Annotated in this window: 9 protein-coding genes; 3 read left to right on the forward strand and 6 right to left on the reverse strand. The window is 58.8% G+C overall.

All coding sequences use genetic code 11. From position 1 onward, the window contains the following. Positions 1 to 45: 45 nt before the first annotated feature. From CLU80_RS06665 to CLU80_RS06675, 3 genes are all read right to left on the reverse strand, one after another. Entirely contained in the window at positions 46 to 3,069 is a 3,024-nt protein-coding gene (locus tag CLU80_RS06665) for an Ig-like domain-containing protein (protein WP_286079703.1), read from the reverse strand. A 393-nt stretch (positions 3,070 to 3,462) separates the two neighbouring features. Then, positions 3,463 to 3,819, reverse strand: a complete 357-nt coding sequence (locus CLU80_RS06670) for a PilZ domain-containing protein (RefSeq protein ID WP_007916241.1) — start codon at positions 3,817 to 3,819, stop codon at positions 3,463 to 3,465. 228 nt (positions 3,820 to 4,047) lie between these two features. Next, positions 4,048 to 4,434, reverse strand: coding sequence for a tetratricopeptide repeat protein (locus tag CLU80_RS06675; RefSeq protein ID WP_093430516.1), 387 nt, complete (start codon positions 4,432 to 4,434; stop codon positions 4,048 to 4,050). A 170-nt stretch (positions 4,435 to 4,604) separates the two neighbouring features. Here CLU80_RS06675 and pyk point away from each other — a divergent pair, with 170 nt between their 5' ends. Then, entirely contained in the window at positions 4,605 to 6,056 is a 1,452-nt protein-coding gene (gene pyk / locus CLU80_RS06680) for a pyruvate kinase (protein ID WP_095048237.1), read from the forward strand. A 177-nt stretch (positions 6,057 to 6,233) separates the two neighbouring features. On the opposite strand, the gene CLU80_RS06685 is transcribed toward pyk, so the two are convergent. The 3 genes from CLU80_RS06685 to CLU80_RS06695 are packed head-to-tail and all read right to left on the reverse strand — an operon-like array spanning position 6,234 to position 9,047. Further along, complete coding sequence (locus CLU80_RS06685; RefSeq protein WP_093430518.1) at positions 6,234 to 6,983, reverse strand: enoyl-CoA hydratase-related protein; 750 nt, start codon at positions 6,981 to 6,983, stop codon at positions 6,234 to 6,236. A gap of 29 nt (positions 6,984 to 7,012) precedes the next feature. After that, on the reverse strand, positions 7,013 to 7,948 hold the full coding sequence (locus CLU80_RS06690; protein WP_099757025.1) for an iron-sulfur-binding ferredoxin reductase: 936 nt from the start codon (positions 7,946 to 7,948) through the stop codon (positions 7,013 to 7,015). Next, positions 7,941 to 9,047, reverse strand: coding sequence for a GGDEF domain-containing protein (locus CLU80_RS06695; protein ID WP_095048240.1), 1,107 nt, complete (start codon positions 9,045 to 9,047; stop codon positions 7,941 to 7,943). The genes CLU80_RS06690 and CLU80_RS06695 overlap by 8 nt, the downstream gene beginning before the upstream one ends. Before the next feature lie 460 nt (positions 9,048 to 9,507). Here CLU80_RS06695 and CLU80_RS06705 point away from each other — a divergent pair. Beyond that, positions 9,508 to 10,649 (forward strand): IS3 family transposase gene (locus CLU80_RS06705; RefSeq protein ID WP_286079704.1). Its coding sequence is split into 2 segments (ribosomal slippage): positions 9,508 to 9,769 and positions 9,769 to 10,649, totalling 1,143 coding nucleotides; the frame shifts between segments, so codons are not numbered across the junction. 280 nt (positions 10,650 to 10,929) lie between these two features. Further along, positions 10,930 to 12,453: a fumarate hydratase gene (locus CLU80_RS06710; protein WP_034153454.1), complete on the forward strand. Its 1,524-nt coding sequence runs from the start codon at positions 10,930 to 10,932 to the stop codon at positions 12,451 to 12,453. Positions 12,454 to 12,588: the final 135 nt, after the last annotated feature.

A 12,588-nucleotide genomic window follows, 5' to 3' on the forward strand; every position in this document is an offset into this window, starting at 1 on the left:
GACAACTGTCAGAAATGACAGGTTTAATGCCCGTTCATCGGAAATTTACAAGCGTGATTTATCCGTCGGTGCTGATTCGATTTCAAACCGCTCACTGGCGACCCAGTCGGAACCCAGCGGATCGCTATCGCTTGGTTGCAGCTTGAAACGGCACCAGTTGCCACCCAACGGTAGCGCTTGGTCAGACAGGCCTTGCCAGTCAGGGTCGACCTGAATCGACGCTGCCCATGTCTTGTCCGGGTTGAACGGGTCGACCAGAACACCGACACCTTGACGGCCCGTGCCGGCAAACAGCACCGGGTTGCTGACCCAGCGTCCCGGCGCGGGTATCTCAATGGTGGGCAGATAAGTTGCCAGCTGAACCGTGCGTTTCGCGCTATCGGATTCAAACCCTTCGTAAGCCGCCACAACTTCCAGTTCATGATTGCCTTCGTTTTGCCCAGGCTTCAGCATTACCGACCACGTCCGGTTTTCCCGCACCTTTGCGCTGGCCTGGTCGCCACCCAGCGTCACAGTCACGGTGTCGCCGGGCGTCGCGAAACCCGACACCACGACCCGGCGGCCAACATGGTCATCGGCAGACGGGGTCTCGATAAACGGCGCCGCCGGCACGACCTTGTAACGCAAACGCTCATTGGGTTGAGAGCGCTGCGGAATGCCATTGTGGACGAAGGTTTGAAAGGCCCAGATGGTTGTGTTGCCCACCGGCAAACTCACTTCGGCTTCCCAGCAGCCTTTCGCGTTCACCTCAATATCCGTCAGCAATGGCTCAGTAGCGCCTTCCAGCCAGACCTCCACCCGCGCGCCAGGTCGGCCAGTGCCAACAATCTTCGAGGTGCGCGGCGCTTTCCCGCCAGGGATCGGCGTCCTGAATCGAGGCGGCGGCACCACCACCTTGAGTTCGTGCACAGCGCTGTTGGGCGACTCTTGCCCGTTAAGTATCTGTTGCGCGTGGAGGAAGTAAGGCCTCAGCTCCAGATCGCGTAGTTCGATCGACCATTTGCCCTCCTCAAGCAATTCGAGCGGAGCACCCAGCGTTCTTCCCATCTGGCTGTCATGCAATTGCATCATCGCGCCCTGCATGCCGTTATCACCTTCAATGGTGACGTCGTATCCCACTTCTGAGCCGGATACCGGCGCGACGATGAGCGGTTGCAACATGACTCTGTGGACAGTGAAGGTTTTCGATGCCGGCACTGAAGGGAGATCGACAACGATCTGGGTAACGGTGACGCGGTGGAGGACTCCGGGTTCAAATGCTTTGGTTCGCTGAAATGCCCAGCGCTCACCCTCCACATCCGCTTCGTACTCCAAGCCGTCGTCGCTGAACCGGAGCTTCACCAGCGCTTCAGACCAACAAGTGCCGCTGAATATCGGCTCCAGCCCCTCCTCGGAAGGATCATCCAGGCCTGGCGCCAGCGGTGGAATCGTGACGTGCAAGCTGAAAGGACGTTGCGAGGAATGGTCTCCCAGATGCTGTGTAATGCGGACTTCCCGCTTGTTGGTTGGCCCCCACTTCACCAATGCCGGGGTGGACCATTTGCCGTTCTCGACCACTACACTTCGTGCAGCCTCGGTTGAATCGGGAAACCTGAGCGAGACGGTGGCGCCTGTGTAACCTTCGCCGCTGAAGACGGGTAGATACTCCTCGGTGTAGCTCGCCTCGGTGATATCCGGCATGTTGTTGTGGACTTCGAATTCAAGCGGCAGCGATTCGATCCAGCCATTGGCGTTGTCGGCGATCTTTTGAATCACCGTCACATCGTAGCTGCCCAGAGGCCAGACAACGGGGGCAGTTTCCCACTCGCCTTGGGCATCGACGCGGACGTTGGGAGGCAAAGGCAGCGAGCTGTCGCTGGCAGAGAACTGGATTTCGGTCCGCAGGTTCTTGTCGTAATGACCGGTACCGGAGAATTTCAAGCTTGTATCAGGAAGAAAGGTGACATCAGGCTCTGCCAGTTTGGGAGGCCGGATCCGGAAATCTCGAGGCGCGCTGCGAGGTGAAGGGACATTGTCCAGAGTTTGTATCGCTACGAGTGAAGCGGGTCCAGGCTGGACATTTACCGGCACTCTCCAGGTCCCAGCCGAAACCGCGGCCTCCCCCACGTGCTCTGATCCCAAATCCATGTAAACAGCCAGGATGGCACCCTGGATGGCCAAATCACCTGAAAGGTCAAACGATTGAGACTGTAGCGTACCCGCCGCTGGATCTAAAATAACGGGCGAAAGGTTAACCGTGAGATCGACAGGGTTAGAAAGCAATGTCGATTTTTCGAACGTTTGTTCTGCGACCAGTATGAAACTTCCCCATGAGAGCGCTTTGGTCAGCTCTATTTTCCAGTGACCGTCAAACTCTACAATTCCTGAACCATATCTATCCAGGGGGTTTCCTCGCCGGTGGAGGTTGATACTTGCATAGACTTCACCAGTGCCGGAAACAATCGGTTTTGCCTCACCGATCACTGCACCGCTTACTGGAGATATTATTCGCGGCTCCTCGATTACCGTTAAATTCCATTCCGTGGATTTGGAAGTTTTACCACCGAAAGTCTGTGTCGCATGCAAGCTGTGTCTGCCGAGGGGAAGTTTTTCCAATGCGGCAGACCAGGTCCCGTCAGGGTTTGGCGTGCCTTTGAAAGACTTGTCGCCTGTCGTCACCTCAATTACGGGATTATCCCAGGCTCCGGTGCCAGAGATAATTATAGATGAAGAAACAAAACTATTTTGAGGCGGCCAGATAATTCCCAAAGGCTTGATGATGCGGAACTGCCCTGAGAAGCCCCAGTCCGATCCCACCATTCCCCCCACGTAACGCGTATGTATTTCCAGACGGTCACTATGTTTTATTTCAGGAATAATGACGTCGTACCATTGCTCGTTCGAGTTTGAGCCTGGATCCATTTCGTACCAATGGTTGCCATTAAGCTTGAAGTGGACCTCACGCTTTGTCAGGTTGTTCGGTATTGTGTTGACCCGAATAGTCAGGGGGAACTGTTGAAGAGTTCCGCTAACATTGGGAGAAAAAGTAGGCGCTGCCCAGCCAAGGGGAATTTCTGAATCATCCGTCACTGTTCTTTCTCCCGCATTCGCGAATTAAAAACCGATTCCAGAATCAGCGCTCCTGCAAATACATGTCACCTGTCAAACCTGACAGTCCCGACCAACGGTACTCTTGTCGACAAGGCGTTTCGATACGCCGGGTTCGGTGATGGCTGTGAGGCGCGAGATGGCCGAAAAAAAGCAAAACGCAGCATCTGGAGATGGCGTTTGATCAGGGAGTGGAGTGGGAATGTGGCTAGCCGAAAAGGCTGAATAACGAACAGGTGTATGACCCAGCTTGACCGAGCGACTCGTGTTCCAGTGGAGACGCTTTCGCGGGCAAGCCCGCTCCCACAAGATCTGTTACACACCACAAATCGAAGGTAGGCGCGACCTGCTCGCGAAGCTTTTAGCGGGTTTGAATCAGGCCGAAGCCGGCAACGGCTGAAAACTGAAATAACGCTGCAACGCCTGCACCAGTTGCCCAAATTCCGGCGGTGCGCGTTGCAGGACGAAGCCGGCGTCGTAGTGCAGCGGCGTGGCGTCCTCATGGCACCACACGCAACACGCCGTGAGGTCGATTACCTGCTGACAGCCATCGCTGGCGGGGATTTTCAGGCGTAACTGAAAGTCCACGCCGACCATCATGGGCAATTGGCTGATGAGCATCAGCCCGTCTTCGGAGAGGTTGCCGAGAAAACCGATGGGCTTGTCGGTGACGCTGTTGAACACTCTGAGGAAATACGGCAACTGATGCCGTTCGATCCGTTCGGTAAACATGCGCAGTTCGCCATGCAAGGCTCCATCACAGAGCCGCACCCTTGCTTCGGAACGAGCCGGTTTCGCCGGCCGCTCTCCCCGCTTCCGGTGTAACGGTCGCTACGTCGCCGTCACCTTACAACTGCCAGTCGCAGGTGTTGCTCCGGATTCATAACGCGGTGCTGAATCCGGGTTATTCGACTATAGCTCAGCTTGTACACACAGCCAGATTTTGTATGACAACTGTCATCAGAAACGGGTCGGGCGCACCACGGCTGCGGCACTGCGCGTTGGGTAGTGGCCCAGGCTCTGCAAGGTTTCCAGACGGGCACGGGCGCGGTAGGCGTATTCGCTGTTCGGGTACGAGGCGATGATGAACTGATAAGTCTGCGCCGCGTCGACAAACATTTTCTGCCGTTCCAGGCACTGGCCGCGCATCATCGACACTTCCGGCCACACGTACGGGCGGGCACGGCTGGCGCGTTCGACCTTGGACAGTTCGAGCATGACCTGCTCGCAGTTGCCACGATCGTAGGCGCTGTAGGCGTTGTTCAAATGGTGGTTCATCGACCAACGGGTGCAGCCCGAAACGGCGAGGACGCTGAGGGCAAGGGCGGCAATGGGCAACAATCGCATGGGGGTTCTCCTGTCTTGTGCTCTGTATCGACCCCTGCCGGGAATTCTTCAGAAGTGTTTGCGCCAATCGTCGTGTTCAATAAAGAAAGTAATAAGTAGTGCAAACGAACAATGACTACACCCCAAGAGCATAGTAGCCTTCGCTAGCGCTTGAACTCAGGAGTCTTTGCATGTCCGTCCGTCGTACCAAAATCGTCGCTACCCTTGGCCCGGCCAGTAACTCGCCGGAAGTTCTTGAACAGCTGATTCTGGCTGGTCTGGACGTTGCCCGTCTGAACTTCTCCCACGGCACCCCCGACGAGCACAAGGCTCGCGCGAAGCTGGTGCGTGACCTCGCCGCCAAGCACGGCCGTTTCGTCGCCCTGCTCGGCGACCTGCAAGGCCCGAAAATCCGTATCGCCAAATTCGCCAACAAGAAGATCGAGCTGAAGATCGGTGACAAGTTCACCTTCTCCACCAGCCATCCGTTGACCGAAGGCAACCAGCAAGTGGTCGGCATCGACTACCCGGATCTGGTCAAGGACTGCGGCGTGGGCGACGAGCTGCTGCTCGACGACGGCCGCGTGGTGATGCGTGTTGATACCGCCACCGCAACAGAATTGCATTGCACCGTGACCATCGGCGGCCCGCTGTCCGACCACAAAGGCATCAACCGTCGCGGTGGCGGCCTGACCGCGCCGGCCCTGACTGAAAAAGACAAGGCCGACATCAAGCTCGCTGCAGAAATGGAAGTCGACTACCTCGCGGTGTCCTTCCCGCGTGACGCTGCCGACATGGAATACGCCCGTCAACTGCGCGACGAAGCCGGCGGCACTGCCTGGCTGGTGGCGAAGATCGAACGTGCTGAAGCCGTAGCGGACGACGAAACCCTCGACGGCCTGATCAAGGCATCCGACGCGGTGATGGTTGCCCGTGGTGACTTGGGCGTGGAAATCGGCGACGCCGAACTGGTCGGCATTCAGAAGAAAATCATTCTGCATGCACGCCGCCACAACAAGGCGGTGATCGTCGCGACCCAGATGATGGAGTCGATGATCCAGAATCCGATGCCGACCCGCGCTGAAGTGTCCGACGTAGCCAACGCCGTGCTCGACTACACCGACGCCGTGATGCTGTCCGCCGAATCCGCCGCTGGCCTGTACCCGCTGGAAGCCGTGCAGGCAATGGCGCGCATCTGCGTCGGCGCCGAGAAGCACCCGACCGGCAAGACCTCCAGCCACCGTATCGGCAAGGAATTCACCCGCTGCGACGAAAGCATCGCGCTGGCCACCATGTACACCGCCAACCACTTCCCGGGCGTCAAAGCGATCATCGCACTGACCGAAAGTGGCTTCACTCCGCTGATCATGTCGCGTATCCGCTCCTCGGTGCCGATCTACGCCTTCACCCCGCACCGCGAAGCCCAGGCCCGCGCGGCAATGTTCCGTGGCGTGTACACCATTCCGTTCGATCCGGCTTCGCTGGAACCGCACGAAGTCAGCCAGAAGGCCATCGACGAGCTGACCAAACGCGGCGTTGTGGAAAAAGGCGACTGGGTCATCCTGACCAAGGGCGACAGCTACCACACCACCGGCGGCACCAACGGCATGAAGATCTTGCACGTGGGCGACCCGCAGGTCTGAGTGACGCGCTGAAAAACAAGAGCCCCGGCATGTGAGTGCCGGGGCTTTTTGTTTTCTGTTCTGGAAAATGTGCCGATTGATCCGGCCTCTTCGCGAGCAAGCTCGCTCCCACAGGGAACGCATTCCAATGTGGGAGCGAGCTTGCTCGCGAAGAGGCCGGCACAGTCAGCGACAATCTCAATGTCGTTTGATAAATCCGGTCAACGCCACCATTGCTTCTGGCGAACGAAGGCGCTGGGTGAACAATGCGCCCTCCTCCTCGATCACCTTACGAATCAACTCGCGATCCGGCGCTCGCATCAATTGCTTGCTGATACGCACCGCTTCGGCCGGCAGTTCATCGAAACGCAGCGCCATTTCCCGCGCCTTGCTTAGCGCCGCAGCGCCGCTACCCAATGCTTCGGTCGCAATCCCCCACTGCGCAGCCTGTTCACCGCTGAAGCCTTCGCCCAGTAACAACAACTCTGCCGCTTTGGCCTGCCCAAGCAGGCGTGGAAGGATCAGGCTGGAGCCGAACTCCGGGCACAAACCCAGGTTGACGAATGGCATACGTAACCGCGCATCGCGGGCCACATAAACCAGATCGCAGTGCAGCAACAATGTGGTGCCAATGCCCACCGCCGCGCCGGCCACCGCGGCGATCACCGGTTTGCGGCACTCAAGCAGGTTAAGCATGAAGTGAAACACCGGGCTGTCGAGGTCACTCGGCGGTTGCTGGATGAAGTCAGCGATGTCGTTGCCGGCCGTGAAGCATTCGGCGCTGCCGGTAATCAGCACGGCGTTGATTGCCGGGTCGCCATCGGCCTGTTTCAGCGCCTCGGCGAGGCGGCTGTACATGGCACGGGTCAGGGCGTTTTTCTTGTCCGGGCGGTTCAAGCGCAGGGTCAGCAAACCGCGTTCGCGTTCCAGCAGGATGGCTTCGGTCATGATGTGTCTCGCGTCTGAAATATCAGCGCTCAACCACGGGACAGGAACACGTCGGCCAGCAGTTGATTGCGCGGCAATCCGGCCAGGTACAGACGCCGGGCGAAGGCGTCGACGCTGGCCGTCGAACCGCAGACTAAGGCCAGGGTTTGCCGGGAGACAAGGCGCAGTTGCGCCAAAGCGGCGGCTGACTCGGCCGCCGTCCACAGCTCGACACTGAGGTTTTCCCGCTGCGCAGCCAATGCCGCCAGGGGTTTGGCCAGATAGTGCTCGCGATCGTCATGAGCCACGTGAATGACACGGATCAGGCCCTGGTGATCCTGGCGCAAGGCTTCGCGCAGCACGCCGAACAAAGGGCCCAGACCGGTGCCAGCGGCCAGCAGCCACACGGGGCGACTGTGCCAGTCGGGATCGTAATGCAAAGCACCGCCGCGCAGTTCGCCGAGACGGATCGGATCGCCGATCTGCAATTTTCGTGCGGCATCGCTGAATTCACCAGGCTGGCGGCAATCGAGATGGAATTCGAGAAAGCGGTCTTCCTCCGGCAGGCTCGCCAGCGAATACGGCCGCGCAATGTGCCCGATCCACAACACCAGATGTTGCCCGGCGCTGTAGCGCAACGGCCGTTGCGGGGTCAGACGCAAGCGCAGGACGCTGTCGCTGAGCCAGTCCAGCGCTTCGACCACTGCCGGGCGACCATCGGTGATCGGGTCGAAGGTGTGCACCTGCAAATCTTCGACGACCTGACACTGACACGCCAGGCGCCAGCCTTGCTGACGCTGTTCGGCGCTCAAGGCGTCCGGCCGATTGTCGGCGGGCAGGCCTTGCACGCATTGCACCAGACAGGCATGGCAACTGCCGGCGCGGCAGCTGTAAGGCACGGCGACGCCATTCTGATTGAGGGCATCGAGCAGATTGCTGCCCGCTGCCACTGACCATTGTCGTTCACCGACGCGAAGTTCAGGCATCGACGTTCTCCCACGCGGCCGCACAACGATTGCGCCCGTCACGCTTGGCCCGATACAAGGCCTGATCGGCGCGCTGCAAGGCGTCGTCCAGATCATCGCCCAACACCAACAGCGTCATGCCGGCCGACAGGCTGAGGTTGCGCACATTCAGGCCGACCAGTTCAACGTCAGTAAAGGCAATACGCAGACGTTCACAGCAAGTAGTCAGCCGTTCGGCGTCGCAATCGGGCAACAACACAACGAATTCTTCACCACCATAACGCGCCAGCACATCACCGTCGCGCAGACACGCCTGGGCAACGCCGGCGAAGGCCTGCAACACCTGATCGCCGGCGGCATGGCCGTGCAGGTCGTTGATGCGTTTGAAATGGTCGAGGTCGATCAGCGCCAAGCCGTGCACCACATCGTCGTCCATTTCATCCAGCTCTCGCGTGGCCAGACGCAGAAAATGCCGACGATTGAACAGCCCGGTCAGTTCATCGGTGGCGACCAGATCTTCCAACTGCCGCATCATCCCGCGCAGGGTGTCCTGATGCGCCTGCAAGGCAAACCGGCGCTGGCGCTGGCGTTGCCGCGAAACCTGGACGAAGCGCGCGTACAGCACCAGCCACGCCAGCACCATTGCCAGAATGCACACCTGCAAGGCGGCAAGCGCCGGCTCGCGCAAGCGGAAGTAGTAGCCGTCCCACAGCGTGATGGCACAGAAACTGAAGAACACCAACAGGGCACAGCGTATGAACGCCCGTCGACTGAGATGGAACAGGCCGAACAGCAGGATCAGCACGTAGAACACCAGGAAGGCGCCGCGGGCTTCATCCAGATGAGCGATCAGCCAGGTCTGCCAGCCGAGACCGATCAACACCTGCGCTTCGGTCAGGCTGGGATCGGCAAAGCGCAGGTTGCGCCCACTCCAGAACAGTGCGAACAGCACCGACTGGCTGATCACCACCAGCGCACTGCCGACGGCCACAGAAGTCAGGGACTGCTCGTAGTGCCCCGTGAAAAATGCCAGCCACAGCAGCAGCAAAGCCAATCCATAGGTGGCCGCAGCGAGGGCAAAGCGTTTGAGCAAAAGACGTTGAATGGCGTTATGGGTCAATCGTTGACTCACCGTGCGATAAGAGGCTGACCGAGTGTCCTACTCTACAGACCGGCTGCCACTTTAGAGGCGTAGTCGATAAATGACCACCGATTTTCGGGCCCGAAATTTGACGTCAAAAGTGTGGCCTGCGTAGACCGCCAAAAGCCCCTCACCCTAGCCCTCTCCCAGAGGGAGAGGGGACTGACCGAGTCGGTTGTTGGCAATACGCCGACCTGAAATACCGAGCCGAACTCAGATTTGAACAGCATTAACATCGCCCCCCCTTTCCGGAGTCGAACTCAGGTTTTAACAGCATGAAGATCAGCTCCCTTTCCCGAGTCGAGCACAGGTTTGAACAGCATGAAGATCAGCTCCCTTTCCCCCTCGCCCCCCTGGGGAGAGGGCTGGGGTTGATCTGGCTTAATGATTCTGGACACCCCTAAAGGGCGTTAATCTACGCCCAACGAAGAGGTGTGATTTGACCAGAAGATATTTTTCGACAGATTTCAAACGGGATGCGGCTTGCCTGGTTTTGGATAAAGACTATTCGGTGAGTGAAGCCTGCGAAGCAATGGGCGTGGGCCCTACAGCTCTGCGCCGCTGGGTTGAGCAACTGCGTGCGGAGCGCAGCGGCAAGACGCCTGAGAAGTCCAAGGCCATGACCGTTGACCAACAACGCATCCAGGAACTGGAAGCAACAATTCGACGGATTGAGCGCGAGAAGGAAATTTTAAAAAAGGCTACAGCTCTCTTGATGTCGGATTCCCTCGATCGGTAAGGCTGGTCGAGGAGTTAAGCGAGCAATATCCAAGATCCGAGTTGTGTGGCGTGTTTGGTATCAACCGCAGCAGTTATTACGAGCGTCTGAAACAGCGGGCGAAAGTGCATGTCGGACGCGATCGCCTAAAGATCAAGGCTGCCGAATTACATGAGCAAAGTCGCGGCTCAATGGGCGCGCGCAGCCTGTCAAAAGCGCTGTGTAACGAAAAAGAGTCGGTAGGTCGTTACATGGCTCGTAGCCTGATGCGCGAGCTCGGTTTGAAGAGCCAGCAACGGCGCAGGCATCGGTACAAACCCAGCGGTGCGGAGGCGCAATACGCCCCCAATCATTTGGAGCGTAAATTCAATGTCGAGGCCCCCAATCGAGTGTGGTGTGGCGACGTAACTTACATTTGGGCCGGTACTTACTGGGTTTATCTGGCTGCTGTACTTGATCTGCATGCCCGCCGCATCGTCGGCTGGGCGATGTCCAGAAGTCCGGATTCAGCTCTGACCTGTCGAGCGTTAAAGATGGCTTTCGAGTCGCGAGGACGCCCTGAAAACCTAATGTTCCATTCGGATCAGGGCTGTCATTACAGCAGTAAAGTGTTTCGTGAAACGCTGGCGGACATGCGCATAAAACAAAGCATGAGTCGACGAGGAAACTGCTGGGACAACGCCCCGATGGAGCGTTTCTTTGGCAGTTTGAAATCTGAATGGATACCCAAGGCTGGCTACCGAAACGAAGATGAGGCCAGTACCGATGTATTGCGCTACCTGACCCATTATTACAATCGGATCAGGCTGCACAGTCACAATGGCTACCGAACTCCGGTGGACATGGAGGCCCTGGCGGCATGAAAAAGGGTAAAACCCTATAACCGTGTCCAGTATCGTTTGACCAGATCAGGTGAGGGGGGAATCTTGAAGTGCAAACCCGCTGTCCGATATTCGCCCACCCATGCGACCAACGAATGACTGCCGGCGCGTGTATGCCCCACCGAGGCGCGTTATACTGCCGCGCCTTTTTAGCGTCGCGCCAGCAGCCCCGGCGTGCCTTGAAAGGTGCTTGCGACCGACCGATGCACCCAAGCCGCAGGCACCTTATTGAATGTTCCCGTCTTTTAGAGGAGCGCGACTCATGACCGTGATCAAGCAAGACGACCTGATTCAGAGCGTTGCCGACGCCCTGCAGTTCATTTCCTATTACCACCCCGTGGATTTCATCCAGGCGATGCACGAAGCCTACCTGCGCGAAGAATCGCCAGCGGCCCGTGACTCGATGGCGCAGATCCTGATCAACTCGCGCATGTGCGCCACCGGCCACCGCCCGATCTGCCAGGACACCGGTATCGTCACCGTGTTCGTGCGCGTCGGCATGGACGTGCGTTGGGATGGCGCCACCATGGGCCTGGACGACATGATCAACGAAGGCGTACGTCGCGCCTACAACCTGCCGGAAAACGTCCTGCGTGCCTCGATCCTCGCCGACCCGGCGGGTGCTCGGAAAAACACCAAGGACAACACCCCTGCCGTGATTCACTACTCCATCGTCCCGGGCAACACCGTGGAAGTGGACGTGGCGGCCAAGGGCGGCGGTTCCGAGAACAAGTCGAAAATGGCCATGCTCAACCCGTCCGATTCGATCGTCGACTGGGTACTCAAGACCGTTCCGACCATGGGCGCCGGCTGGTGCCCACCGGGCATGCTCGGCATCGGCATCGGCGGCACCGCCGAGAAAGCCGCCGTCATGGCCAAGGAAGTGTTGATGGAATCCATCGACATCCACGAACTGAAGGCCCGTGGCCCGCAGAACCGCATCGAAGAAATGCGCCTGGAGCTGTTCGAGAAGGTCAACCAGTTGGGCATCGGCGCCCAGGGCCTCGGTGGCCTGACCACCGTGCTCGACGTGAAGATCATGGACTACCCGACCCACGCAGCCTCGCTGCCGGTGTGCATGATCCCGAACTGCGCCGCCACCCGTCACGCACACTTCGTGCTCGACGGCTCCGGCCCGGCCTCGCTGGAAGCGCCACCGCTGGACGCCTACCCAGAAATCGTCTGGGAAGCCGGCCCGTCGGCTCGCCGTGTCAACCTCGACACCCTGACCCCGGAAGACGTGCAGAGCTGGAAGCCGGGCGAAACCGTCCTGCTCAACGGCAAAATGCTCACCGGTCGCGACGCCGCGCACAAGCGCATGGTCGAGATGCTCAACAAGGGTGAAACCCTGCCGGTCGATCTGAAAGGTCGCTTCATCTACTACGTCGGCCCGGTTGATCCGGTCGGTGACGAAGTGGTTGGCCCGGCGGGCCCGACCACCGCGACGCGGATGGACAAGTTCACCCGGCAGATCCTCGAGCAGACCGGCCTGTTGGGCATGATCGGTAAATCCGAGCGCGGCCCGACCGCCATCGAAGCGATCAAGGACAACAAAGCCGTGTACCTGATGGCCGTTGGCGGCGCTGCTTACCTGGTCGCTCAGGCGATCAAGAAGTCGCAAGTGCTGGCGTTTGCCGAACTGGGCATGGAAGCGATCTACGAGTTCGAGGTCAAGGACATGCCGGTCACCGTTGCGGTGGACAGCAAAGGTGAGTCGGTGCACATCACCGGCCCTGCGATCTGGCAACAGAAGATCAGCGAAAGCCTGGCGGTAGAAGTGCAATAAGCCCTTCGCTGCCATAAAAACGGCCGGCTCATCTGCAACGATGACCCGGCCGTTTTCACAGGGGCCAACCGTTCGCGATAAAAAAAGCGCCGAAGCATACAAAATGATCTTGCGCACCTGTCAGATCTGACAGGT

The sequence above is a fragment of the Pseudomonas sp. 29 genome (assembly GCF_002754355.1).
GTDB lineage: Bacteria > Pseudomonadota > Gammaproteobacteria > Pseudomonadales > Pseudomonadaceae > Aquipseudomonas > Aquipseudomonas neuropathica.

Excerpts from the sequence above, each read along its gene's own strand:
- CLU80_RS06670 (WP_007916241.1), bottom strand. The coding sequence starts at position 3,819 with ATGTTTACCGAACGGATCGAACGGCATCAGTTGCCGTATTTCCTCAGA.
- CLU80_RS06675 (WP_093430516.1), bottom strand. The coding sequence starts at position 4,434 with ATGCGATTGTTGCCCATTGCCGCCCTTGCCCTCAGCGTCCTCGCCGTT.
- pyk (WP_095048237.1), top strand. The coding sequence starts at position 4,605 with ATGTCCGTCCGTCGTACCAAAATCGTCGCTACCCTTGGCCCGGCCAGT.
- CLU80_RS06685 (WP_093430518.1), bottom strand. The coding sequence starts at position 6,983 with ATGACCGAAGCCATCCTGCTGGAACGCGAACGCGGTTTGCTGACCCTG.
- CLU80_RS06690 (WP_099757025.1), bottom strand. The coding sequence starts at position 7,948 with ATGCCTGAACTTCGCGTCGGTGAACGACAATGGTCAGTGGCAGCGGGC.
- CLU80_RS06710 (WP_034153454.1), top strand. The coding sequence starts at position 10,930 with ATGACCGTGATCAAGCAAGACGACCTGATTCAGAGCGTTGCCGACGCC.